The sequence below is a fragment of the Umezawaea endophytica genome (assembly GCF_025061645.1).
Classification (GTDB): Bacteria; Actinomycetota; Actinomycetes; order Mycobacteriales; family Pseudonocardiaceae; genus Umezawaea; species Umezawaea endophytica.
On sequence record NZ_JANYMP010000010.1, the window covers coordinates 1 to 23,730 of the forward strand.

Genomic DNA, 23,730 nt, shown 5'->3' on the forward strand with positions numbered 1-23,730 from the left:
GGCGCACTGCGAGCAGGGGCTCGGCGTGTGGAGCTGGGCGAGCACCGACACCGAGGGCGACACGGATGTCGTGCTGGCCTGCGCGGGCGACGTGCCGACGCAGGAAACCCTGGCCACTGTGGAAGTCCTGCTCGGTCTCGTGCCCGATCTGCGCGTCCGGGTGGTGAACGTGGTCGACCTGGCCCGGTTGGCGCCCGCCGAGCTGCACCCGCACGGCGTCCCCGACAAGGACTACGAGGAGATCTTCACCGCTACGGCCCCGGTGGTCTTCGCCTACCACGGCTACCCGTGGCTGATCCACCGCCTGACCTACCGCCGTCCCGGCCACGACCGGATGCACGTGCACGGTTTCCACGAGAACGGCACGACGACCACGCCGTTCGACATGTGCGTGCTCAACGAGGTCGACCGCTACGCGCTCGCGCTGGCCGCGCTGGAACGGGTGCCGAGGGTCGCGGGCCGGATCGGGCACCTGCGGCAGCACCTGCGGGACCGGCGCGTCGCGCACCACAACCACATCCGCCGCGCCGGCGAGGACCTGCCGGAGGTCCGCGACTGGGTCTGGGGCGGGTGATGCGGACCCTGGTGGTCAACCCCGGTTCGTCCAGCCTGAAGCTGTCCGTCGTGGACGGTGGGGTCCAGGTGGCGTCGAGGACGCTGGACGGCTGGGGCGGCGTCCCGGCCCGGTGGCCGATCCTCGACGTCCTGGCGGCCTCGGGCCCGGTGGACGCGGTCGGCGTGCGGATCGCGCACGGCGGCGACCGGGACGGTCCGCGCCTGCTGGACGAGGGGGAGCTGCGCGCGCTGGAGGAGTTCGTCCCGCTGGCCCCGCTGCACCAGCCCAGGTCGCTGGCGCTGGCGCGGGTGGTCGTCGAGGTGCTGCCGGACGTCCGGGTGTTCGGGTGCTTCGACACGTCGTTCCACGCCGGGATGCCCGCGCACGCCACGACGTACCCGGTGCCGCGGGAGTGGACCGAGCGGTTCCGGTTGCGCCGCTACGGTTTCCACGGGCTGTCGTGCGCCTACGCGGTGCGGGCGGCGGCCGGGGCGCTGGGCCGCGACCCGGCCGGGCTGAGCCTGCTCTGCTGCCACGTCGGCTCCGGTGTGTCGGTGACGGCGGTGCTGGACGGCCGAAGCGTGGACACGTCGATGGGGCTGACGCCGCTGGACGGCGTCGCGATGGCGACCCGCTCGGGCGGCCTGGACCCCGGTCTCCTGCTGCACGTCCAGCGCACCGGCGGGTTGTCGGCGGGCGAGGTGGAGTCGGCGCTGACCCACCACTCCGGGCTCGCGGGCCTGTCCGGCACCAGCGGTGACGTGCGGCGGGTGCTGGCGGCCCGCGCGGCGGGCGACGAGCACGCGGACCTGGCCATCCGCGTGTACCTGCACCGGCTGCGCCGCGAGATCGGCGCCGCCCGCGTGTCGCTGGACCGCCTCGACGCCCTGGTGCTCACCGGAGGGGTCGCCGAGCACGAGCCCGCGTTGGTGGCCGAACTCCTCGACGGCCTGGCGCACCTGGGGATCGCGGTCGCCCCCGCCGCGCTGGCGGGCACGGGGGACCGGGTGGTCAGCCCGGAGACCGCGCGGACCCGCGTGCTGCTCGTCGCCGCGGGGGAGGACGTCGAGATCGCCCACCAGGTCGAGCGGGCCGGGTTGGCGGTGTGACCCGAGGGAGGCAGCCGTGCGCGAACCCACCGTGGCGTCGGTGATGACGCGGGGCGTCGTCACCGTGGAGCTGCACACCCCCTTCAAGGAGGTGGTGGCGCTGCTGGCGGAGCACGGGATCAGCGCCGTCCCGGTGCTGGACGGCGGCCGGGTCGCCGGGGTGGTGTCCGAAGTGGACCTGCTGGCCAACCAGGAGTACCGCGGCGGCAGCGCTCCCGTGCCGTCCGCGCACGCGGACCGGGACCGGTGGCGGAAGGCGACGGGCACCACGGCGAGCCACGTGATGACCAGCCCGGCGATCGTGATCGACCCCGGCGCGCCGCTCGGCGAGGCGATGGGGCTCCTCGGCCAGTCGACCGTGCGGCGGCTCTTCGTCGTCGACGGCGACGGCGTGCTGGTCGGCGTCCTGGCCCGCCGGGACCTGCTCAGGACCTACCTGCGCGCGGACGGCGACATCCTCGGCGACATCCGGGACCTGGTGCTGCGCGAGGAGTTGTCCCTCGACCCGGACCGGGTGGCGGTCGAGGTCGACGCGGGGCGCGTGCGGCTCGCGGGGTGGCTGGAGCGGCGGAGCCAGGTCGAGCGGGTGGTCGCGCTGGTGCGGCTGCTGGCCGGTGTGGTCGACGTGCGCTGCGAGGTCGGCTTCGACGTCGACGACGAGACGCCCCGCTGAACGGCGAAGGCCCGGCACACCGGTCGTGGGCGCGGGACTCCACCGTCGGGGGGCGGCGAGGGACCTCAGCGCGAGGCGTCGACGGGTGTCCGGGGTGCCGGGCCGAGGACCGTCGCGCCGGGACGTTCGACGCGGCCCGCCGTTTCCTGCCGCGGTTCGGGCACGTGCGGCCGGTGGACGACGAGGACCGGGCACGGCGCCTGGTGCAGCGCGGTCCTGGTGATCGCCCCGCAGCGGCCGGTCCGGGGCGCCTGCTCGCCCGCGCCGACCACGAGCAGGTCGCTGTCGGTGCAGCGGGCGACGGCCTCGTGCGGTTGACCGTGCAGCAGGACGACGGTGTGGATCGGCCGCCGGTCGAGCTTCTCCAGCAGCCGGGCCGCGCGGTCGAGCACGAACTGGTGGTCGGCGGCCAGCGCGTCCCTGTTCATCGGCAGCGGGAGCGCGTGCACCACGCGCAGGGCGGCGCGGTGGTCGAGCGCCATGGCGGCGGCCCTCACGACCACCAGGTCGTCGTCCTCGCCACCGCTGATCAGCGCCGTGACCCGCCGGTTGTCCCCGCGCACCGCGGATGGCCTGCCGCGGACGACGACGGTGTCGCACGTCGCGCGGCGGACCAGCGGCAGCACGTTGCCGCCGAGGGTGAAGGAGCTCGCCGAGTGGCCCCGGTAGCCGACCACGACCAGGCCGGACGCGCGTCCGGCGGTCTCCAGGTCCCGCACGGGGTCGGGGCCGGACTCGTGCACCCGCACCCGCAGCATGGGGAGGCTGCTGGTCACGTAGTTCAACCCGCCGTTGCGGGGCACGGTGTCCGGCACGTCGGACATCCGGTCCCACAGCCAGACGTCGAGCACCGCTCCCGTGCGCCACGCGTGCTCGGCGGCCCACCGCAGCGCCGCCTGGCCCCAGAGCGATCCGTCGTTGCCGACGACCACCGGGAGCGGCGACCGGCCCGTCGCCTCGGAACGGCTTGGATGACGCGGCACCTGGTTCATGAGCGCTCCCGTGTTGGTCCGACCCCCGACACCCACCACGGTCGCGTGGTCGAGCGCGCGGCGGCAGTGCACACGGGACCCCGGCCGGAGGGACGAAAGTCCCATGCCACCCGGGATCGGACCTCACGCGCCCGAGTCGGCGGAGCACGACTCCAGGACCAGTTCCTCCACCGGAACGCGCGGTGTCGGCGGGACGGGGGTGCCGAAACCGACCCGCAGCACCGTTTGCGGGAACAGGGAACCGCCGAGCACCCGGCGCAGGTTCTCCCGCGCCCCGCGGACCTCGACCACCTGCGACAGGAACGAGGCGGACAGGCCGAGCGTGGTCGCCACCAGCAGGACGCGCTGCAACGCCTGTCCCGCTTGGAGTTCGGCCAGCGCGCCGTCGTAGAACGAGCAGAGCACGACGACGAACGGGTCCGGCTCGTAGTCCTTGCCCGCCTGCCGGGTCACCGGTTCCCCCGGCGAGAAGTCGCGCAGGGCCCATTCGTCCTGTGGCGCGGGCGTGGGACCGGCCGAGTCCGACGGCACGCCGCGCCCCCGGTGCGCCCGACTTCCCGTCCAGTCCACCAGTTCCGCCCGCACGCCGGGATCCGCGAGTTGTTCGTGGTGCGCCTTGACGAGCAGGTCCCGCAGCCGCGCTTTCTCCTCGCGGGTGCCGACGACGTGCAGCCACGACCGCTCCAGTTCCGCGGCCCGCACCAGGCGCTGCCGGTGCGCGGCGGGCACCGGGCTGTCGAAGAACGGGTGGCGGTTGGTCCTGCGGTGTTCCACCGCGGCCAGCAGGGAACGGGACTCCTCGGTCGGCGTGAACCGCCCACCGCGCCGGACGACCGCGAGCGGGCCGCCTGCTCCCCGGCCGGGCAGCAGCGTGACGAGGGGCTTGATGCCGAGCCCTTGGAGGGCGAGCCGCGTGTTCAGCAGCGCGGCGCCGCAGGACAGCCTCAGCTCACGGGACTCCGGGTCGGTGGCGAACAGCCGCCTGGCCGGGTCGAAGTGCAGTTCGACCCGGTCCGGGCGCAGCGCGAACCGCCACGGTTGGCTGTTGTGCAGGGAAGGGGCCAGCGAGGCGGCCTCGAGCACGCCGCTGACGTCGTCCTCGGCCAGACCCAAGGCCGGTACCACCGCGCTCATCACATCTCACCTCGTCGAACCGTGATCGCTCCGGACTCCTCCCACTGTCGTTCGTCCCGATCGCCGCGCACACCATCGAAAGTCCTCGGACGGCAGGGACGTCCGCCGCGGGCCGACGCCGACCTGGTTCAGCGGGTGATCACGTGCCAAGCTGGTGCGGCGGGCCGTGAGCGGCGGGGGAGGAGATGCCGAGATGGTTGGGGAGCCCGATCCCGGCGGGGGCGGACCGAAGATGAGCCTCGGCGGGTTGCGCCTGGACGAACTGCTCGGTGAGGTGCGGGAGCGGCTCGCCGAGATCGCCGAGTCGCGCGACCGGACGCAGAGCCTGCTCGACGCCGTGCTGGCCGTCGGCTCCGGCCTGGAGCTGGACTCCACCCTCCAGCGGATCGTGCAGGTCGCCGTCGACCTCGTGGGGGCCAGGTACGGCGCCCTCGGCGTGCTGGGCACCAGGGACGACCTGTCGGAGTTCGTCTACGAGGGAATCGACGCGGAGACCCGGTCGCACATGGGGCACCTGCCGGAGGGCAAGGGGCTGCTGGGGCTGCTCATCAAGGACCCGCGCGCGATCCGGCTGCGCGACCTCTGCACGCACGCCGCGTCCGTCGGCTTCCCGCCCAACCACCCGCCGATGCACAGCTTCCTCGGTGTGCCGATCCGGTTGCGCGACGAGATCTTCGGCAACCTGTACATGACCGAGAAGAAGGGGATGGCCGAGTTCACCACCGATGACGAGGTGGTGCTCCAGGCGCTGGCCGCCGCCGCGGGCGTGGCGATCGAGAACGCGCGCCTGTTCGAGCGGTCGCGGATGCGGGAGCGGTGGATGGAGGCCACCGCGGAGATCAACTCCGAACTCCTCGGCGGCGCGTCCGCGCAGGACGCCCTCCAGCTCATCGCCCAGCGCACGGTGGAGCTGTCCGGCGCGCACTCCTCGCTGATCGTGCTGGGCGGCGAGGGCAGGCTGTTCGTGACCGCCGGGGCGGGGCCGCAGGTCGAGGAGCTGATCGGGTCGGACCTGTCCAAGCGCGAGTCGCCCATCGAGGAGGTGCTGCGCACCGGCGTCCCCAAGGTGATCGAGAGCCTCGGCGCGGGACTCGGGGAGGGGTCGGTCGAGTTCGGGCCCGGCATCGCGGTGCCGATGCGGGCGGGCGCGGTCGTCACCGGCGTGCTGGTCGCCGTGCGGCGCAAGGGGGAACTGCCGTTCGTGGCCGACCAGGTGCCCGTGCTGGCGTCGTTCGCCGACCAGGCCGCGCTGGCGCTGCAACTCGCGGAGAAGCAGCGTTCCCTGCGCCTGCTGGACGTCCTAGAGGACCGCGACCGGATCGCGCGGGACCTGCACGACCACGTGATCCAGCGGTTGTTCGTGACGGGCATGAGCCTCCAGGGCACGCTGCGCCGCATCACCAGCACCGAGGTGCGCGGCCGGGTGATGACCGCCGTGGAGCAGCTCGACCAGACCGTGCGGGAGATCAGGACGTCGATCTTCGACCTGCAGAGCGCGGGTGACGACGGCGTGAGCCTGCGCAGGCGCCTGCTGGACGTCATCGCCGAGCTGACCGAGTCGACCGAGCTGTCCCCGGCCGTGCGGATGTCCGGGACGGTGGACAACTCCGTGTCCGACGAGCTGGCCGAGCACGTCGAGGCCGTCGTCCGCGAGGCCGTGAGCAACGTCGTCCGGCACGCGCGGGCCTCGGCGCTCACGGTCACGGTGGAGGCGGGGGACGAGCTGATCATCTCCATCGTCGACGACGGGGTCGGCGTGCCGCAGGACATCGCGCGCAGCGGGCTGCTCAACCTGGAGCACCGGGCGCAGCGGTTCGGCGGCTCGCTGTCGGTCACGTCGGGGACGGGCGGGGGCTCCCGCGTGACGTGGCGGGTCCCACTGGGCTGAGGTCAGTCCTCGGTGGTGCCCTGCCCCGGTTTCCGCAGTTGGCTGGCGAGGATCGCGGCCTGGGTGCGGCGTTGCATGCCCAGCTTCGCGAGCAGGTGCGACACGTAGTTCTTGATGGTCTTCTCGGCCAGGAACATCCGGTCGGCGATCTGCCGGTTGGTCAGGCCCTCGCCGATGAGGTCGAGCACCGTGCGCTCCTGCTCGGTCAGCGTCCGCAGCGGGTCGCCGGTGTCGCGCTCGCGGCGGATCCGGTTCAGCAGCGCCGACGTCGTCCTCGCGTCGAGCAGCGACTGGCCCCCGCCGACCGTGCGCACCGCGTTCACCAGGTCGCCGCCGAGGATCTGCTTGAGCACGAAACCCGACGCCCCGGCCATGATCGCGTCGAACAGCGCCTCGTCGTCGGCGAACGACGTCAGCATGAGCACCTTCAGGTCGGGCAGTTGGGAGCGCAGGTCGCGGCACAGCTCGATCCCGTTGCCGTCCGGCAGCCGGATGTCCAGCACGGCCACGTCGGCGCCGCTGGGCGGGACCCTGGTGAGCGCCTCGGTCACCGACGAGGCCTCGCCGATGACCTCCAGGTCACCCTCCTCACCGAGCAGTTCCGCCACGCCCCTGCGCACGATCTCGTGGTCGTCCACCAGGAAGATCCTCGTGGGCACCCCCACCACCTCCAAGAAGCAAGCCGGAACCCGCCGTCACGCGATCGGGCCGGCGCACGGTACTCCGTTGGTGGAGACGGTGCCGGTCCCGGCCGCGGTCGAACAGGGTCCAAGGACTCTGCCGGGAACCGTTGCGGCGCCTCGTGGTCAGCGGGACTCCCGCGCCGATCCGGGCGTCACCGCTCCCGCCGCCTCGACCGCCGCGAACGGGATCACCGTGACCGGGCACCGCGCGTGCCGGAGGCAGTGCGCCGCCACCGAGCCGACCACCGCGAGGCCCGTCCTGCGGTACCCGTGTCCGCCCAGGACGAGCGCGTCGGCGTCGGCCGACAGCTCCGCGAGCACCCTGCCGGGTTCGCCGGTGGGCACGAACTGGTCGACCACGACCCCCTCGGCCTCCTGGTCGACGGCCTGCACCGCCGTCCGCAGGTGGTGGACGTGCCGCTCGCGGACCGGGTCGGCGCCCGTCGGCCGGGTGATCGGCATCGGCGTGCTGGACGGCGGTTTGGCGTCGAGCCCGCGCACCGACACGGCCAGCACCGACCGCCCGGTGAGCCTCGCCTGCCGCACCGCCCAGCGCAGGGCCGCCGTGCTCGCGGGTGATCCGTCGATGCCGACGATGATCCGCTGGGCCGTCTCCATGGTGATCCACTCCTCGTTGGTCGTCCCCCCGATGGTCTTGGGCGCGCGGCGTCCGGACGAGGGGCGAACGACCCGATCCGGCCGGGCCCATCGCCGACGGTCCCGTCGCCGACGGTCCCGTCGCGCTCCGCCGGATGCCGCGCCGCACGGGACTTTCGCCCCTGACGGACGGACTTTGGCCACTTCGCCCGGCGGCCCGCGTGGTCGAGGCTGAGGGGGAACTCGTCGACAGCCCCGACCCGAGGAGGCCGTGCGTCATGGCGACACGCGAGAGCACCGTCGGCGGTCCGGTGGAGCACGACGTCCACCACGTGGTGGTCAAGGACCACGACGGCTACCCGGTCGTCGAGGTGTCGATGCCGCCCGGCGTGCTCGCCGCGGTGGTGACGCCCCTGGTCGCGGCGGCGGGCGCGGTGGCGGCGCTGGCGGTCGACTGGACCGTCGAGGTCGACTGAGCGGGCAGGACTTCCGGAGATCCGAGGAGACGGCGATGCGCGCGGAAACAGGTGACTGGCTGCTGGTCGAACAGTCCAGTGTGGACAGGTCTGCTCGGCGGGGGAGGATCGTCGGCGTGCGCGGGGCCGACGGCGGTCCGCCCTACGTGGTGCACTGGGTCGACAGCGACCACGAGGCGCTGGTGTACCCCGGACCCGACGCGCACGTGGTCACGGCGGCGGAACTGGCCGAGGCCGACGCCCGCGCCGGGGAACGGGCGGACGCCGGGCGGCGGAGCGCCTTCGGCCACGGGTGACAGCCGTCGTGGGCGGATCCCCGTCGCCGTGCCAGAGCACAGGGCCTCGACCGCCAGTGACTTTGTGCCCTGCTGGGCCGGAATAGGTCGACCGACAATGGTCTTCTCCGCGCGCGGGACGCGGGGAAGACCACGGGGAGTCGAGTTGACCGAGCGCGAGGCGGACCTGGGGACCGTTGGCGAGGGGGAGGGGGCACGTCGAGCGGCGCTCGCCGTGCCGGGAGGCGTGCCACCGGGCGGTGAGCGATGAGCAGTGCGCTGGAGGAGGAGCCGGGCGAACTCCTGGAGCTGCCGGAGGCGACGTCGTTGCGGCTGCTGGCGGGCGTCCCCTTCGGGCGGGTGGTGTTCTCGCGGGACGCGCTGCCCGCGATCCGGCCGGTCAACCACGTCGTCGACCGCGGCTCGATCGTCATCCGCGCCCACCTGGGCGCCGCGGTGCTGTCGTCCGTCGGCATGGTGGTGGCCTACGAGGCCGATTCGATCGACCCCGTGACGCGCCAGGGGTGGAGCGTGATCGTGGTCGGCGTCGCGAAGCGGGTCGACGACCCCGACGAGGTGGCGCGCCTCGACGAGGTGCTGAAGCCGTGGGTGCGCGGGACCATGGACCACGTGATCCGGATCGTGCCGGAGATGGTGACCGGGTACGAACTGGTCGTGGACGGGCCGACGGCCGGTGGTTGAGGAATCAATCAGCTCGGCGGCGCGTTGCCCGGACGTGAAGAAAATCGGCTTCCTGTCCTTCGGGCACTGGTCGGACGGCCCGCACTCGCGCACGCGGACGGCGTCGGACGCGCTCCTGCAAGCCATCGACCTCGCGGTGGCCGCGGAGGAGCTCGGCGCGGACGGCGCGTACTTCCGGGTGCACCACTTCGCGCGGCAACTGGCGTCGCCGTTCCCGCTGCTGGCCGCGATCGGCGCCAAGACCCAGCGCATCGAGATCGGTACCGGCGTGATCGACATGCGGTACGAGAACCCGATGTACATGGTGGAGGACGCGGGTGCCGCGGACCTCATCTCCGGCGGCAGGCTCCAGCTCGGCATCTCGCGGGGGTCGCCCGAGCAGGTGATCGACGGCTGGCGGTACTTCGGCTACGAGCCCGGCGAGGGCGACACCGAGGCCGACATGGCCCGCAAGCACGCCGAGGTGCTGCTGACCGTGCTGCGCGGCGAGGGCTTCGCCCGGCCCAACCCGCGGCCGATGTTCGAGAACCCGCCGGGGCTGCTGCGCGTCGAACCGCACTCGGCCGGGTTGAGGGACCGGATCTGGTGGGGCGCCAGCTCGAACGCCACCGCGGTCTGGGCGGCTGAGCAGGGCATGCACCTGATGAGCTCGACGCTGAAGAACGACGAGGGCGGGGCGCCGTTCCACGTCCAGCAGGCCGAGCAGATCCGGGCGTTCCGCAAGGCGTGGTCGGAAGCCGGGTGGCAGCATCAGCCGCGCGTCTCGGTCTCGCGCAGCGTCTTCGCGCTGACCTCCGACCTCGACCGCGCCTACTTCGGCCACGACCGCGCGAGCGCCGACCACATCGGCTACATCGACGCGAGCACCAAGGCCATCTTCGGCCGCAGCTACACCGCCGAACCGGACGTGCTGGTCGAGCAGCTCGCGGAGGACGAGGCCATCGCCGAAGCCGACACGCTGCTGCTGACCGTGCCCAACCAGCTCGGCGTCGACTACAACGCGCACGTGATCGACAACGTCCTCACCCACGTCGCGCCCGGCCTCGGCTGGCGCTGACCGACAGCGGGGTCACCGGGCCGCCGTCGAGGCTCGCAGGGCCTCGGCGGCGACGGCGAGGTCCTCCCACGCCATCCCGACCGAGCGGAAGAGCCGCGGTCCCACGTCCGTGACCGGTTCTCCCCGCACCACGTCGGCGAGCGTCCGCAGGTCCGAGCGGGAGAGGGTGCCCGCGCGGACGGCGGCGGCCACGTCACCCGCTTCGCGGAGCGCGGTGTCGACGTGCTCCACGACCACGGACGACCGCCGCACGGTGGTGTCGTCCAGTTCGCGCGCGTCCAGCGTGTGCGAGCCCATCGCGACCACCACGGCGTGCGGGGCGAGCCGGGCCCCGTCGAACAGGGGCGTGCTCGACGACGTGCAGCAGACCACGAGGTCGGCGTGGTCGACGGCGTCCGGGCCGGCGGGGGACACCGGCACGTCGAACGTGTGGTTCGCGCAGAAGGCCGCGGCGGCCTCCGGGGTCCGGCCCGCGACCTCCACCCGCTCGATCCGGCGGACGGCCGAGATGGCCCGGACGTGCGCGGCCGCCTGCGGGCCGGTGCCGTGCACGAGCAGGCGCGGGGTGCTCGCGGGTGCGAGGACGTCGACGGCGAGCGCGGACAGCGCCGACGTCCTGAGCAGGGTGAGCGCGGCGCCGTCGAGCAGGGCGACCGGGCGCAGCGTCATGGCGTCGTGGAGCAGGTAGGTGCCGGTGACGCGGGGCAGGCCCAGTGCCGGGTTGCCGGGGGCGACCCCGACGACCTTGACGCCCACGACGCCGCCACCCTCACCCGGCATGACCAGCAGTTCGCCGTGGGTCAGGGGGACGGCCGAGCGGGGCGGCCCGGCCGCGTCCCAGGCGTCGCCCAGGAGCGCGTCGCGCAACGCGGAGATCGCGGCGTGGACGGGCACGAGGTCGAGCAGGTCGCGTTCGCCGAGTTGCGGCAGCGGTGGGGTCACCCTTGGATTCCAGCAGACGCCGCTGCCGGACCGCTCGCCCCGGACAGGTTCTTCCGCTTGACAAAAAAAGTTGTCAAGGAGAGGGTGGGGCCGTGCACGAGGTGGCGGTGATCGACGACCCGGCGGCGGCCGAGGCCGCTCTGGCCCCGGTTCGGTCCAGGCTGCTCGCCGAGCTGTCCGAGCCCGGCTCGGCGACCACGCTGGCGCGGCAGGTCGGGCTGACCAGGCAGAAGGTCAACTACCACCTGCGCGCGCTGGAGCGGCACGGGCTGGTCGAGCTGGTCGAGGAACGGCGCAAGGGGAACTGGACGGAGCGGGTGCTGCGGGCGACCGCGGCGTCGTACGTGATCTCGCCGAGCGCACTCGCCGGGGTCGAACCCGATCCGGACCGGTCACCCGACCGGAAGTCCGCGAGCTGGCTGCTCGCGGTGGCCGCGCGACTGGTGCGCGACGTCGGCGACCTGGTCACCGGCGCGGCCGGGGCGCGCAAGCGGCTCGCGACGTTCGCGGTCGACGGCGAGGTCCGGTTCGCGTCGGCGGCCGACCGCGCCGCGTTCGCGGAGGAGCTGGCGGTCGCCGTGACGTCGTTGGTGTCGAAGTACCACGACGGGTCCGCGGCAGGCGGGCGAGCGCACCGGATCGTGGTCGCCGTGCACCCCAAGGTCCGACGAGGAGAAGAGAGCTGACCATGTTCATCCCGGTGACGAGCATCCCGGTCGACGACCAGGACAAGGCCCTGGCGTTCTACACGGACGTGCTGGGTTTCGTGAAGAAGACCGACATCCCGGTGGGCGACGCCAAGTGGCTGACCGTCGTCTCGCCCGACGCGCCGGAGGGCGTCGAGCTGCTGCTCGAACCGGACGGCAACCCCGGCATCCGGATCGACGACAAGCCCGCCGCGCAGGTGTACAAGAAGGTGCTCTACGACGCGGGCGTGCCGTACACCATGCTCGGCAGCAAGGACCTGGACGCCGACTACGCGCGGATGAAGGGGCTCGGGGTCAGGTTCACCCAGGAGCCGACGAAGACCGACTTCGGCTCGATGGCGGTGTTCGACGACACCTGCGGCAACCTCATCGTCCTCACCCAGCAGGCCTGACCGCGGTGGACGAGCGCAGGCGCCTGGCCAAGGAGGTCGAACTCGCCGCCACCCCGGACGAGGTGTGGGAGGCGATCTCCACCCCGGAGGGCATGTCGGTCTGGTTCGTGCCGCACGAGCGGGTGGACGGCGAGGTCGAGGCCGACTTCGGGGGCGGCAACACGCAGGCGGGCCAGGTGCTGGCGTGGGAGCCGGGCGAGCGGGTCGTCTACGGGGCGCCCGGCCCGGACGGTGAACCGCCGATGACGCTGGAGTTCCTGGTCGAGGGCAGGGGCGACGGCACCACCGTGCTCCGCCTCGTCCAGAGCGGGTTCTTCGGCGGCGACGACTGGGAGGCCGAGTACGACGGCTTCGGCAAGGGCTGGGACATGTTCCTGCACAACCTGGCCGAGTACTTCCGGCACTTCTCCGGGCGGCCGGTGGCGAACGTGGTCGCCACCGCCTCCACGACCAGGCCCGGTGCCGAGGTGTGGGCCGACCTGGTCGCGCGGCTCGGCGCGGACCCGGCGCTCGGCGACCGGGTGCGCCTCACCCCGGAGGGCCTCGAACCCGTCGAGGGCGTGGTGGACCTGCACATCGGGTCGGTGCTGCTGGGCGTCCGGACCGAGCAGGGCTTCTACCGGTTCATGGTCGACGACGCGCACCACATGGTGAACACGATCCAGTACTTCTACGGCGTGCAGGTGGATCGGGAGTCCCGTTCCGCCGCCTGGCAGGCCTGGGTCGACGACCTCGCCGGGGCACCCGGTCACGGGCGGGGGAGGTAGGCGGCGACCTCGGCGAGCGCGTCGAGCGCCTCGGGGTCGAACGCGCCGGTGGCGTTCTCCGCCTCGGCGACGGTGAGCGAGGTCCCCTGGACGTCGGAACCGTAGTAGCGGCCGGTGAACGCGATGTCCGCCAGGCCGAGCAGCGCCGAGCCGAGCGGGCGGACGTCACCGCTGCCGTCGACGTCGATGACCGACTTGAAGTCGCGCACGTCGGCGGCTCGGCGGAACCCGACCCAGGCGACGGACACGACCGCGCTGGTGCCCACGTCGTCGCCGACGGCCACGATGATCCGGTCCAGCGAGGCGCACGGGACGCGGGCCAGGAACTCCCGCACCCGGCCGTGCGACGCGGTCAGGCACTCGACCTGCCGACGCCCCTCCCGGCGTAGTTCCCGCACGCCCATGCGCCGCCACGCGTCGGCGGAATCGCCCTTGCGCGCGGACTTCTGCCCCTCGGCCTTGCGGACGCGCAGGTCGACGGCCGGGCTCGCCCCGCCGCCCGCACCGCCGCCCCCTCCGCCGGAGCCCATCAGCGCCCCGCCGCCGCCGTAGCCCACCATCCCGAGCGCCAGGACACCCGCCACCACGACGGTGCCCCCTCCGCCCTTCTTCTTTTTCTTCTTGCCGCTGAGCGGTCGGACCTTGCCGCTCTTGTCCGTGAAGAATCCTGCGGGCACGTGCCGTTCCCCCGGTACCTCGTCGACCCCGACAGCGCGTCGAGCGTGCTACCGGTGCTCACAGGGGTCTACGCAGAACAGCGGATTCCAGGCTGCTCGGTATGCCGCACGTCGCGGCACCGATCGGCGGGAGGCATGTTCACGCTCACAAACAGGACGTCCGGTTCTAGTTGAAAGTGCGACTAGAGAGGGAGTCAGCGGCTCTAGTTAGCGTTCACATCCGAGCGTTGACGCGGGTGGTGGGGCCTGCCACAGTGGACGTCAAGGTTGTTCCGAGGGAAGTGCCGAGTCCGCCGACCTCAGGAGTCCCCCATGTCCCCGCACGACTTCAGCCGTCGGCGCCTGTTCACCGCGGCCGGTGGCACGGCCGTCCTGGCCGCGCTCGGCACCCCCGGTGCGGCAGGCGCTTCCGCCAGTGCGCTGCCGCCCGTTCGAGCGGACATCGGCGCTCGCGCGTTCGCGTTCGGCCTGGACCAGGTGCGGCTGGCGCCCGGCCGCTGGCGCGACAACCTGGACCGGACGCTGGCGTACCTGCGCTTCATCGACGTCGACCGGCTGCTGTACGCGTTCCGCGCCAACCACCGGCTGGACACCCGCGGCGCCCAGCCCTGCGGTGGCTGGGAATCACCCACCTTCGAGTTCCGCACCCACAGCCAGGGGCACTTCCTGTCGGCGTGGGCGCAGGCGTGGGTCGTCACGGGGGAGAGCGCGTTCCGCGACAAGGCCGCGTACCTGGTCGCGGAACTGGCGAAGTGCCAGGCGAGCGCGGCCGGGTTCACCGCGGGCTACCTGTCCGGGTTCCCCGAATCCGACTTCGACACCGTGGAAACGGGCACCCGCAAGGGAGTCCCGTACTACTGCGTGCACAAGACGTTGGCCGGTCTGCTGGACGTGTGGCGGCTGTTGGGCAACACGCAGGCCCGCGACGTGTTGCTGGCGCTCGCCGGGTGGGTGGACTGGCGGACCGGGCGGCTGACGTACGAGCAGATGCAGACGACCATGCGGATCGAGTTCGGCGGGATGAACGCCGTGCTCACCGACCTGTACCAGCAGACGGGGGACGCCCGCTGGCTGCGCGTCGCGCAGCGGTTCGACCACGCGGCCGTCATCGACCCGCTGGCCGCGAACCGGGACCAGCTCAGCGGACTGCACGCCAACACGCAGATCCCCAAGATCGTCGGCGCCGCGCGGGAGTACAAGGCGACGGGAACCCAGCGGTACCTGGACGTCGCGAAGAACTTCTGGTCGATCGTCACCGGTGCCCACACCTACGTGATCGGCGGTAACAGCGTCGGAGAGTTCTTCCGGGAACCCGGCGCCATCGCCCGGTTCCTGACCGACGTGACGTGCGAGAGCTGCAACACCTACAACATGCTCAAGCTGACGCGGGAGCTGTTCCTGCTCGACCCGACGAGGGTCGACCTCGTCGACTACTACGAGACCGCGCTGCTGAACCAGTTGCTGGCGCAGCAGAACCCGAACGACGCGCACGGGCACGTCTGCTACTTCACCCCGCTCAACCCCGGCGGGCGCCGCACCTACAGCAACGACTACGACACGTTCACCTGCTGCCAGGGCACCGGCCTGGAGACCCAGACCAAGCTCGCGGACTCGATCTACTTCTCCGCCGACCGCGCGCTGTACGTGACCCTGTTCATCGCCTCGACGCTGACCTGGAGCGCGCTCGGCGTGACGGTCGAGCAGACCACCACGTTCCCCGAGGGCGACACCACCACGCTGCGGGTCACCGGCACGCCGGGCCGGTGGACGATGAACATCCGCGTCCCGAGCTGGACCAGCGGCGCGACCGTCCAGGTGAACGGGGTCGCGCAGGACATCGCCACGACACCGGGCACGTACGCGGTGCTGGACCGCACCTGGGCCTCCGGCGACACGGTGGTGGTCCGGCTGCCGATGCGCGTGGTGCTCAGGCCGACCCCGGACGACCCCGGCGTGCAGGCCGTCACCTACGGCCCCGTCGTGCTCAGCGGCGCCTACGGTGGCACGAGCCTCGCCGGGCTGCCCGTGCTGGCCACCGCGTCGATCACGCGCGGCAGCGGGCTGCGGTTCACCGCCACCGCCGACGGCGCCCAGGTGTCGCTGATCCCGTTCCACGACAACCACCTCCAGAACTACACCGTCTACTGGAACGCCGACGGGCGCGCCGTCGACACGGCGACCTTCAAGCTGCTCAACGCGGGCAGCGGCCTGGTGCTGGGCGTGCGGGACATGTCCACCGCCGACGGGGCCGACGCGCTCCAGTGGGCGGACACCGGCACCCCCGACCACGGCTGGGAACTCGTCGTCTCCGGTTCCGCGCTCAAGCTCCGCAACGGCAACAGCCGCAAGGTGCTCGGCGTGCGGGACATGTCCACTTCGGACGGTGCGCGGGTCGTCCAGTGGAGCGACACGGGCACTGCGGACCACCTGTGGACGCCGGTCGACAACGGTGACGGGACGCACGGGATCCGCAACGGCCACAGCGGCAAGCTGCTGGGCATCCTCGACGGGTCCACGGCCCAGGGAGCCGTGGCCGTCCAGGACTCCGACAACGGCAGCGCCGACAACCGCTGGCGCCTGGTCCCCGTCGCGGCGCGGAGGGTGCGGAACGTCCACAGCGGTCTGGTGCTCGGCGTGACCGGCATGTCCACCGCGGACGGGGCGCTCGTCGTCCAGTGGGGGGACAACGGCACCGCGGACCACCTGTGGACGGCCGAGGTGAGGTCCGGCGGGCACCTGGTGCTGCGCAACCAGCACAGCGGGAAGGTGCTCGGCGTCGAGAACGCCGGGACGGCCAACGGCGCGCGGATCGCGCAGCGGGCCGACGACGGCACCGGCGGCACCCTGTGGCGGCTCCGGTACGGCGGCAGCGGCGGCTTCCGCGTGCAGAACCCCGCGAGCGGCCGGGTGCTGGGCGTGACGTCGATGTCCACCGCTGAGGGCGCGCAGGTCGTGCTGTGGGACGACAACGGCACCGCTGACCACCTGTGGACGTTCCGCTAGCCCCTGGTGGTGGTGCGGAACGCAACGGGGGACAGGCCGGTGCGCTGGAGGAAGTACTTGCTGAAGTTCGTGGCGCTGGAGAAGCCGAGCCGGGAGGCGACGCGGGCGGCGGGTTCGTCGCCGTGGGCGAGCAGCCGCTTGGCCTCCAGGACGACGCGGCGGTCGATGAACTCCTTCGCCCCGACGCCCGCCGCGGCCTCCGCCGCCCTCGACAGGGTGCGCGGCGAGTAGCCCAGCCGCCGCGCGTAGTCCTCCACCCTCCTGGTCCGGCCGAAGCCCTCCTCGACCGCGTCGCGGAACCGCAGGAACGCCTCGCCCGGCGGGGGCGCGGGCCTGCCGGTGGGCGCGCCGAGGTGGGTGAGGTGGAGGACCAGGACGGACAGCAGGTGGCGCAGCGCCAGGGTGTGCACGGCCAGCGGCAGCCGCCCGAACGCGTGGAACTCGCGGCCCAGGTGGTCGACGGCGGCGCGCAGCGCGTCGTGGTCCTCGCCCTCCGGGGTGTGCAGGACGGGCGCGTGGGGGTCGTCCAGGCGGGCGGCGGTCGCGGTGGCCGGGTCGAGGAAGTCCTGCTCGAAGAGGACCAGCGTGCCGTCCACCCGGCCGGGATCGCTCCACTGCTGCACCTGGCCCGGCCGCGTCCACGCCCACGAGCCCGGCCGGAGGGTGTGCTCGGTGAAGTCGACCGTGTGCCGGAGCGAGCCGCGGGTGAGCGTGAGCAGGTGGTGGAACGTCGGCCGCAGGGGCACGGTGAGCGCGTCGAGCGGTACGCGTGAGCGCAGGTCGGCGAGCGAGAGCACCTCCACCCCGGACGGCGTGCCCGGCGGGGCCGTGAACGCGATCTCCTGCGGCGTCGCATGTCGGTTTTTGACCATCATCGGTCCGGACGATACCCGGTTCCCCCCTGGTTTTCGGCTTAGCGTTCTCCGTGTGGGGAAGAAAACGAACAGGGGAGCGACATGATCGTCAATCCGGTCGGCGCGCTGCCGTTGAGCGCCTACCGCGACGCGGTCCACCTGGACCAGCCGTTTCGCCTGCCGGGTGCGCCCGTGCCAACCGACGGGCTGGAACCGCAGGCCCGCACCGCGCTGCGGCTGCTCAGCGGCGACCCGGCGGCGGTTCGGCTCGGTGTGCGCCCGGAGCACGCCGAGCGGCTGGACGCCCACCGCGTCCGCTGGCTGCTGCGCGCGGTGCTGACCGTGCGGGACCCCGGAGCCCTGCCCGAGGAGACGGCGGCGGCCGTGGACGCGCTGCTGGACGGCGAGCGCCGGGCCCGGCCCTCCGTCGACCCGCACGGGCTGCCCGAAGCCGCTCCGCGGCTGTCGTCGTGGCGCGGCGACATCACCGAACTGGCCGCCGACGCGATCGTCAACGCCGCCAACAGCGCGCTGCTCGGCTGCTTCCGCCCGGACCACCCGTGCGTCGACAACGCCATCCACAGCGCGGCGGGTCCTCGCTTGCGCGACGACTGCCACACCATCGCCGTCGCACAGGGAACGCCGGAGCCGACCGGGACCGCCAAGATCACCCGTGGCTACCACCTGCCCGCTCGTCACGTCGTGCACACGGTCGGCCCGGTGGTCGACGGCCCCGTCCGCCCGGACCACGAGCGGGCGCTCGCCGCCGCCTACCGCTCGTGCCTCGACCTGGCCGCCGAGGTCGAGTCGATCCGCACGATCGCGTTCTGCGGCGTCAGCACCGGCGTGTTCGGCTACCCGAAGGCCCCGGCCGCCCGCGTCGCGCTCACCACGACCACCCGCTGGCTCCACGAGCACCCCGACCGGTTCGACCGGGTCGTGTTCGTCGCGTTCGCGGCCGACGACCACGACGCGTACCGCCACGCCTTCGCCGCCAGGAGCACCACGTCATGAGCCGCCGCACGTTCCACGACTGGCTTGACGAGTCCGACCGGGTGCTCATCGCCGCGGGCGCGGGCCTGTCCGCCGCCGCGGGCTACGACTACACCGACACCCGGCGGTTCGCCGAACTGTTCCCCGCCCTGCGCGCCCGTGGGCTCCGGGCCCGCTACCAGCTCATCGGCCTGCCCCTGCCGCCCGCGCTGCTGTGGGGCTACTGGGCCACCCACGTCGCCGACATCCGGTTCGACCCCCGGCCCAACCCCGTCTACCGGCGGCTGCGCGACCTGGTGGGGGACAGGGACCACTTCGTCATGACGTCCAACGTGGACGCCCTGTTCGCCCGCAACGGCTTCGCCGAGGACCGGGTGTTCACCCCGCAGGGTGACTACGGTCGCTACCAGTGCGAGACACCGTGCACCCTGGACACGTGGCCCAGCGAACCGGTCGTACGGGCCGCGCTCGCCGCGTACGACCCGGTGACCGGCGAGGTGACCGACCCGAGCGCCGTGCCCGCGTGCCCGAACTGCGGCGGCGAGGTGTTCCTCAACGTCCGCAAGGGGCCCGAGTTCGTCCAGGACCCCCACCTGCCCACCGGTCGGGCGCTGGCGCGCTGGCTGGAGGCCACCCCCGCCGAGGCGCGGCTGCTCGTCGTCGAGGTGGGCGCGGGCTTCAACACGCCGGGCGTGATCCGCCTGCCCGCCGAACACCTCGTCCACCGCCGCCCCGGCGCCCGCCTGGTGCGGATCAACCGCGACCAGTCGGCTGTGCCCGCCGAACTGGCCGGACGGGCGCTGTCGATCGCGGCCGACGCCCGGCACGTGTTCACCCGAGACCCCAGGAAGGCGCCATGACGCCCACGATCGCGATCACCGGCTCCACCGGACGGCTCGGCGGGAGGGTCGCCGGACGGCTGGCCGCCGCGGGCCTCGCGCAGACGCTGCTGGTCCGCGACCCGTCCCGAGCACCGGCTCTGCCCGGCGCCACCGTGGCGACCGGCGGGTTCGGCGACCACGACGCCGTCCGCGGCGCGCTGCGCGGGATCGACCGCGTGCTGATGGTGTCGGCGTCCGAGACGCCGGACCGGATCGCGCTGCACAGGTCCTTCGTGGACGCCGCGGTGGACGCCGGGGTCGAGCACCTGGTGTACATCTCGTTCTTCGGCGCGGCGCCGAACGCGACGTTCACCCTGGCCCGCGACCACTGGGCCACCGAGGAGCACGTCCGCGCCAGCGGTCTCGCCTTCACGTTCCTGCGCGACAACCTCTACGCCGACTTCACCCCCGGCCTGGTCGGCGCCGACGGCGTCATCCGCGGACCGGCGGGCGAGGGCCGCGCGGCCGTCGTGGCGCAGGACGACATCGCCGACGCGGCCACCGCCGTCCTCACCACCGCCCCCGACCACGCGGGCGCCACCTACGACCTCACCGGCCCCCGGTCGCTGACGCTGGCCGAGATCGCGGCCGTCCTCGCGGAGGCCGAGGGCAGGCCGGTCGCGTACCGACCGGAGACCGTCGACGAGGCGTACCGCTCCCGCGCGTCCTACGGCGCGCCCGACTGGCAGGTGGACGCCTGGGTGTCGACCTACACCGCCATCGCGGCGGGCGAACTCGACGGTGTCGGCGACGCCGTCGAACACCTCACCGGCCACCCCGCGACCCCGTTGGAGGCCGTGGTCGCCCGGACCCGATAGAGGCCTCAGTCGAGGCAGAACTCGTTGCCCTCGACGTCCTGCATGACGATGCACGACTCGTTGAAGCCGTCGGCGCTCAGCAGTTGTACGCGGACCGCGCCGAGCGCGATCAGCCGTGCGCACTCGGCCTCCAAGGTGGCGAGGCGCTCCTCGCCCACGAGACCCGTGCCCGCTCGCACGTCGAGGTGCACCCGGTTCTTGACGACCTTGCCCTCGGGGACGCGTTGGAAGAACAGGCGCGGGCCAACGCCGGACGGGTCGACGCAGGCGAAGGCCGAACCCTGGCGGTCGGGCGGCAGCGCGCGGTCGAAGTCGGTCCAGGAGTCGAACCCCGGCGGTGGTGGGGGCACGACGTACCCGAGCACCTCGCACCAGAAGCGGGCGACGCGCTCGGGATCCGCGCAGTCGAAGGTGACCTGGAACTGCTTGACCGACGCCATCGGCCCACCATAGTCGGCCGGGATAATCGGTACCCGTCGCCGGAACCGGGGTGGTAGACAGCCGCGGTGCACAAGACCCCGGAGTTCTCCGACCTGCTGCGGCTGATCGACGAGCGGTCCACCGCCTTCCGCGCGGCGGTCGCCTCGGCGCCCGATCTCGACGTGCCGGTGCCGACCTGTCCGGGGTGGACGGTGTTCGACCTGGTGCGGCACCTTGGCGAGGGGCGCCGCAACTGGGCCGCCACCGTCGCGGCGGGACCGGGGGTGGTGAGCAGGACCATGGCGGTGGACGTCCCGCCCGCGCCTCGGGAGCGTGAAGCGCTACTGGAGTGGATGGCCGCGTCCACGCGGGAACTGCTGGACGCGCTGAGGGAGGCGGGCCCGGACCGCGGCTGCTGGGTGGGGTGGGGTGACTCGCAGTCGCCCGCGACCTGCGGCGCCGTCGCCCGGCACCAGGTGCAGGAGATCGCCGTGCACACCTACGACGCCCAACTCGCCGCGGGAGCGCCGCGGCCGTTGCCGGAGGAGGTGGCGGTCGACGGCGTCGAGGAGTTCCAGTTCACCTGCTGCGCGACGACGAGCGCCTGGCCGCACGACCCCGCCGTCGTCGACTACCACGTCACCGAGGGCCGCTCCTGGCGGCTGCGGCTGTCCGCCGACGGCGCGCGGGTCGTCCGCCTCCCCGCCGCGGACGAGGACCCCGGCGCCGTCGACATGTCCGCCCGAGCCTCGGCCAGCGACCTGGTCCTGGCGTTCTACGGGCGTGTGCCTGCGGACCGCCTGGAGGTCGAGGGCGACGTGCGCGTCCTCGACCAGCTCGTGGCCTGGGAACCGGAGTAGGCGGCCGTCAGCCGGGAACGGTGAGCACGACCTTGCCCCGTCGAGGCCCGTGCTCGACGAGCGCGTGAGCGCGATCCGCTCGGGCGAGCGGGAACACCTCGCGCAGCGGGACGTGGAAGCGGCCCTCCTCGGCGAGGGTGGCCGCGACCGCGAGGCCGTGGCGTCCGTCCGGCTCGCCGCCGAGCGCGCCGGTCGAGAGCCGGACGCCGGACGTCGGGCCGGTGAAGTCGGAGAGCGTCACGACCGACGCCGCCGACCCGGTGAGCGAGACGAGGTCGGGCAGCGAACCCCGGCCCGCGACGTCGAGCACGAGGTCGACTCCCCGGACGTGCTCGCCGTAGGCGGCCGGGACCGCACCCAGCCCGGCGATGAAGTCGTGGTTCTCCGGGCTGCCCGTCCCGACCACGCGGGCGCCTCGCGCGATGGCCAACGGCACGACGAGGGAACCGACACCACCCGCGGCGCCGTCGATCAGGAGCGTCGCGCCGTCCCGCACGTCCAGCAGGTCGAGCGCGCGGGTCGCCGTCTCGACGCCGGTCCCGGCACCGCCCGCCTCCTCCCACGACAGCGACCCCGGCCTGGCCGCCCAGAACGCGAGGACGGCGAACTCGGCGCTCGCCCCGCCGAGCAGCGCGACGTCGACGGCGCCGAACACCTCGTCGCCGACCGCGACCCCCGACACGTCGGCGCCGACCTCGTCGACGACCCCGGCGGCGTCGACCCCCGGAACGTGCGGCAGGACGATCCGCTCGCCGAACGACGACCGCCCCGAGCGGACCAGGACGTCCACCGGGGACACCCCGGCGGCCCTGACCCGCACGCGCACCTGCCCCGGTCCCGCGTGCGGCTCGGGCGACGAACCGACGGACAGCACCTCGGGGGGACCGAACCTGGTGAACCGGATCGCGAACACGACCACCTCCTGGACGACGGGAACGCGGTCTACCGTAGGAACGGTCCACACCGGACCCCTCGAAGTGAGAAGCGCGGAGGTCGAGTTGACCCGGAAACGCCGGGCTGACGCCGAGAACAACCGGCAGCACGTCGTGGACGTCGCGCGGGTGGCGTTCGGCGCCGAAGGGCTCGACCTGCCGGTGCGGGAGGTGGCGCGGCGCGCGGGCGTCGCGGTCGCCACGGTGTACCGGCACTTCCCGTCACGGCAGGACCTCGTGACCGCCGTCCTGGAGGACCAGGTGGCCCGGTGCGCGGCGGACCTCCGGGCCGCCCTCGCCGACCCGGACTCCCGGCGGGCGCTGAGCACCGCCGTGCGCTTCTTCGGCGAGTCGCAGGTGCGCGACCGCGGCCTCGTCGAGGCGCTGCGCGGGCCGCGCACGGCGTTCGCCGAGGAGCGCCGGGCGCACGCCGAGGCGTTCGCCCACCTGGTGCGGCGGGCGCACGACGACGGTGTGCTGCGCGGGGACCTGACGGTCGCGGACGCGCGCGTCGCGTTGGCGGCCATCGCGTCCGCCCGCTCGCTCCCGGCGCCGGCCGTGCGGAAGCTGACCGACCTGCTGCTCGCGGGCGTGTTGCGGGACTGACCGGTGTCAGGGGCGTCCCGGCGCCTCTCGCTCTCGTTCTCGCCGGTAGCCCGTGAGCATCCGGCCCCCGGCGCGGTCGAGGACCGCGGTGGCGGCTTGGCGCAGCGGCGTCGCGTCCCCCTCGGTCACCAGTCGCCGGTAGCCGCTGACCAGGTCTTCGCAGGTCTGGGGGTCGGCGTCGCGGAGGTGGCGGGCCAGCCACTTGCCGTGGCCCTGCCAACGCTGCCTCAGGGCGAGGTCCAGTTCGCCGACCGCCGTCAGCAGGCGGGTGGCGATGAAGAGTGACTCGTCGGGGTCGGACGAGCCTTCGAGGTCGTCGAGCAGGTCGGTGACGACGTAGCGCCGATCCTCCGACTCGACCGCGGACAACGGCGGCGGCCCGGCCCGGAACCGCGCCAACGACTCCTCCTGAAGCTTGCGCCCGACACCGTCCCGGTCGACCAGCAGCACGCTCTCGCCGACCATGTGCAGCAGCGGGGAACGACGGGCCGCGGTCTCGCGGTCGACGGTCGCCGCGAACGACTCGACGGTGTTGCAGAACAACTCCACGACCCAGCCGTCGTGCTCGGTCGTCTCGCGGAAGGTCGTGGTCGGGCCGTTGAGGATGACGACGATGTCGAGGTCCGACAGCGGGGTCCGACGCTCGGTCCACGCACTGCCGCCGAGCACGGCGGCGCGCGCGTCGGGGAACCGGGCGACGACGAGGTCACGGGCGGCGCGGACGGCGTTCACCTGA

Annotated in this window: 27 protein-coding genes; 17 read left to right on the forward strand and 10 right to left on the reverse strand. The window is 73.2% G+C overall.

Features of this window, described 5'->3' with window-relative positions; all coding sequences use genetic code 11:
• The 3 genes from NZH93_RS21035 to NZH93_RS21045 all read left to right on the forward strand — a co-directional run.
• On the forward strand, positions 1-574 hold a 574-nt coding region (locus NZH93_RS21035; RefSeq protein ID WP_505011379.1), incomplete at its 5' end, for a phosphoketolase family protein.
• The gene (locus NZH93_RS21040) at positions 574-1,665 is read left to right on the forward strand and encodes an acetate/propionate family kinase (RefSeq protein WP_259624863.1); all 1,092 of its coding nucleotides are present in this window, start codon (positions 574-576) and stop codon (positions 1,663-1,665) included. The genes NZH93_RS21035 and NZH93_RS21040, both read left to right, overlap by 1 nt.
• A gap of 16 nt (positions 1,666-1,681) precedes the next feature.
• On the forward strand, positions 1,682-2,338 hold the full coding sequence (locus tag NZH93_RS21045; protein WP_259624864.1) for a CBS domain-containing protein: 657 nt from the start codon (positions 1,682-1,684) through the stop codon (positions 2,336-2,338).
• A 65-nt stretch (positions 2,339-2,403) separates the two neighbouring features.
• Here the strand turns inward: NZH93_RS21045 and NZH93_RS21050 are convergent, their stop codons facing one another.
• Together NZH93_RS21050 and NZH93_RS21055 are read right to left on the reverse strand one after the other, a co-directional pair.
• Positions 2,404-3,330 (reverse strand): universal stress protein, encoded by a 927-nt coding sequence (locus NZH93_RS21050; protein WP_259624865.1) that lies wholly within the window; start codon positions 3,328-3,330, stop codon positions 2,404-2,406.
• 123 nt (positions 3,331-3,453) lie between these two features.
• On the reverse strand, positions 3,454-4,464 hold the full coding sequence (locus tag NZH93_RS21055; protein WP_259624866.1) for an Acg family FMN-binding oxidoreductase: 1,011 nt from the start codon (positions 4,462-4,464) through the stop codon (positions 3,454-3,456).
• 193 nt (positions 4,465-4,657) lie between these two features.
• Between NZH93_RS21055 and NZH93_RS21060 the strand changes: the two genes are divergently transcribed.
• A complete protein-coding gene (locus NZH93_RS21060; RefSeq protein ID WP_259624867.1) occupies positions 4,658-6,352 on the forward strand; it encodes a sensor histidine kinase in 1,695 nt (564 codons plus the stop codon).
• Between the two features lie 2 nt (positions 6,353-6,354).
• Here NZH93_RS21060 and NZH93_RS21065 read toward each other — a convergent pair whose 3' ends face one another.
• Complete coding sequence (locus NZH93_RS21065) at positions 6,355-7,011, reverse strand: response regulator (protein WP_259624868.1); 657 nt, start codon at positions 7,009-7,011, stop codon at positions 6,355-6,357.
• A gap of 147 nt (positions 7,012-7,158) precedes the next feature.
• The gene (locus tag NZH93_RS21070) at positions 7,159-7,653 is read right to left on the reverse strand and encodes a universal stress protein (protein ID WP_259624869.1); all 495 of its coding nucleotides are present in this window, start codon (positions 7,651-7,653) and stop codon (positions 7,159-7,161) included.
• A 257-nt stretch (positions 7,654-7,910) separates the two neighbouring features.
• On the opposite strand from NZH93_RS21070, the gene NZH93_RS21075 reads away from it, so the two are divergent.
• The 4 genes from NZH93_RS21075 (at position 7,911) to NZH93_RS21090 (ending at position 10,142) form a co-directional block, all read left to right on the forward strand.
• Complete coding sequence (locus NZH93_RS21075; protein ID WP_259624870.1) at positions 7,911-8,108, forward strand: DUF4342 domain-containing protein; 198 nt, start codon at positions 7,911-7,913, stop codon at positions 8,106-8,108.
• Positions 8,109-8,143: 35 nt separating this feature from the next.
• Positions 8,144-8,404, forward strand: a complete 261-nt coding sequence (locus NZH93_RS21080) for a DUF1918 domain-containing protein (protein ID WP_259624871.1) — start codon at positions 8,144-8,146, stop codon at positions 8,402-8,404.
• Positions 8,405-8,650: 246 nt separating this feature from the next.
• Complete coding sequence (locus NZH93_RS21085; RefSeq protein ID WP_259624872.1) at positions 8,651-9,085, forward strand: pyridoxamine 5'-phosphate oxidase family protein; 435 nt, start codon at positions 8,651-8,653, stop codon at positions 9,083-9,085.
• A 34-nt stretch (positions 9,086-9,119) separates the two neighbouring features.
• Positions 9,120-10,142 carry an LLM class flavin-dependent oxidoreductase gene (locus tag NZH93_RS21090; protein WP_259624873.1) on the forward strand — a complete coding sequence of 341 codons (1,023 nt, stop codon included), beginning with the start codon at positions 9,120-9,122 and terminating at the stop codon, positions 10,140-10,142.
• Between the two features lie 12 nt (positions 10,143-10,154).
• Here the strand turns inward: NZH93_RS21090 and NZH93_RS21095 are convergent, their stop codons facing one another.
• Positions 10,155-11,084: an ornithine cyclodeaminase family protein gene (locus NZH93_RS21095; protein ID WP_259624874.1), complete on the reverse strand. Its 930-nt coding sequence runs from the start codon at positions 11,082-11,084 to the stop codon at positions 10,155-10,157.
• 92 nt (positions 11,085-11,176) lie between these two features.
• Here NZH93_RS21095 and NZH93_RS21100 point away from each other — a divergent pair, with 92 nt between their 5' ends.
• The 3 genes from NZH93_RS21100 to NZH93_RS21110 are packed head-to-tail and all read left to right on the forward strand — an operon-like array spanning position 11,177 to position 12,950.
• A complete protein-coding gene (locus tag NZH93_RS21100; protein ID WP_259624875.1) occupies positions 11,177-11,770 on the forward strand; it encodes an ArsR/SmtB family transcription factor in 594 nt (197 codons plus the stop codon).
• 2 nt (positions 11,771-11,772) lie between these two features.
• Positions 11,773-12,183, forward strand: coding sequence for a VOC family protein (locus NZH93_RS21105; protein ID WP_259624876.1), 411 nt, complete (start codon positions 11,773-11,775; stop codon positions 12,181-12,183).
• Between the two features lie 5 nt (positions 12,184-12,188).
• On the forward strand, positions 12,189-12,950 hold the full coding sequence (locus NZH93_RS21110) for an SRPBCC family protein (RefSeq protein ID WP_259624877.1): 762 nt from the start codon (positions 12,189-12,191) through the stop codon (positions 12,948-12,950).
• Here the strand turns inward: NZH93_RS21110 and NZH93_RS21115 are convergent.
• Positions 12,932-13,627 carry a hypothetical protein gene (locus tag NZH93_RS21115; protein WP_259624878.1) on the reverse strand — a complete coding sequence of 232 codons (696 nt, stop codon included), beginning with the start codon at positions 13,625-13,627 and terminating at the stop codon, positions 12,932-12,934. The genes NZH93_RS21110 and NZH93_RS21115 overlap by 19 nt on opposite strands.
• Before the next feature lie 312 nt (positions 13,628-13,939).
• On the opposite strand from NZH93_RS21115, the gene NZH93_RS21120 reads away from it, so the two are divergent.
• Complete coding sequence (locus tag NZH93_RS21120; protein ID WP_259624879.1) at positions 13,940-16,630, forward strand: beta-L-arabinofuranosidase domain-containing protein; 2,691 nt, start codon at positions 13,940-13,942, stop codon at positions 16,628-16,630.
• Here the strand turns inward: NZH93_RS21120 and NZH93_RS21125 are convergent.
• The gene (locus NZH93_RS21125; protein WP_259624880.1) at positions 16,627-17,505 is read right to left on the reverse strand and encodes a helix-turn-helix domain-containing protein; all 879 of its coding nucleotides are present in this window, start codon (positions 17,503-17,505) and stop codon (positions 16,627-16,629) included. The genes NZH93_RS21120 and NZH93_RS21125 overlap by 4 nt on opposite strands.
• Before the next feature lie 81 nt (positions 17,506-17,586).
• Between NZH93_RS21125 and NZH93_RS21130 the strand changes: the two genes are divergently transcribed.
• From NZH93_RS21130 to NZH93_RS21140, 3 genes are read left to right on the forward strand one after another with little or no spacing between them, the layout of a single operon-like run.
• Positions 17,587-18,498, forward strand: coding sequence for a protein-ADP-ribose hydrolase (locus NZH93_RS21130; RefSeq protein WP_259624881.1), 912 nt, complete (start codon positions 17,587-17,589; stop codon positions 18,496-18,498).
• Positions 18,495-19,337, forward strand: a complete 843-nt coding sequence (locus NZH93_RS21135; protein WP_259624882.1) for an SIR2 family NAD-dependent protein deacylase — start codon at positions 18,495-18,497, stop codon at positions 19,335-19,337. Before NZH93_RS21130 ends, NZH93_RS21135 begins: the two co-directional genes overlap by 4 nt.
• Positions 19,334-20,176, forward strand: coding sequence for an SDR family oxidoreductase (locus NZH93_RS21140; protein WP_259624883.1), 843 nt, complete (start codon positions 19,334-19,336; stop codon positions 20,174-20,176). The genes NZH93_RS21135 and NZH93_RS21140 overlap by 4 nt, the downstream gene beginning before the upstream one ends.
• Before the next feature lie 5 nt (positions 20,177-20,181).
• On the opposite strand, the gene NZH93_RS21145 is transcribed toward NZH93_RS21140, so the two are convergent.
• Positions 20,182-20,616, reverse strand: a complete 435-nt coding sequence (locus NZH93_RS21145) for a VOC family protein (RefSeq protein ID WP_259624884.1) — start codon at positions 20,614-20,616, stop codon at positions 20,182-20,184.
• 66 nt (positions 20,617-20,682) lie between these two features.
• Between NZH93_RS21145 and NZH93_RS21150 the strand changes: the two genes are divergently transcribed.
• Entirely contained in the window at positions 20,683-21,456 is a 774-nt protein-coding gene (locus tag NZH93_RS21150) for a maleylpyruvate isomerase family mycothiol-dependent enzyme (protein WP_259624885.1), read from the forward strand.
• Between the two features lie 7 nt (positions 21,457-21,463).
• Here NZH93_RS21150 and NZH93_RS21155 read toward each other — a convergent pair whose 3' ends face one another.
• Positions 21,464-22,369 carry an NADP-dependent oxidoreductase gene (locus NZH93_RS21155; protein WP_259624886.1) on the reverse strand — a complete coding sequence of 302 codons (906 nt, stop codon included), beginning with the start codon at positions 22,367-22,369 and terminating at the stop codon, positions 21,464-21,466.
• A gap of 85 nt (positions 22,370-22,454) precedes the next feature.
• Here NZH93_RS21155 and NZH93_RS21160 point away from each other — a divergent pair, with 85 nt between their 5' ends.
• Positions 22,455-22,994, forward strand: coding sequence for a TetR/AcrR family transcriptional regulator (locus NZH93_RS21160; RefSeq protein ID WP_259624887.1), 540 nt, complete (start codon positions 22,455-22,457; stop codon positions 22,992-22,994).
• Positions 22,995-23,000: 6 nt separating this feature from the next.
• On the opposite strand, the gene NZH93_RS21165 is transcribed toward NZH93_RS21160, so the two are convergent.
• Complete coding sequence (locus NZH93_RS21165) at positions 23,001-23,726, reverse strand: nucleotidyltransferase domain-containing protein (protein WP_259624888.1); 726 nt, start codon at positions 23,724-23,726, stop codon at positions 23,001-23,003.
• Positions 23,727-23,730: the final 4 nt, after the last annotated feature.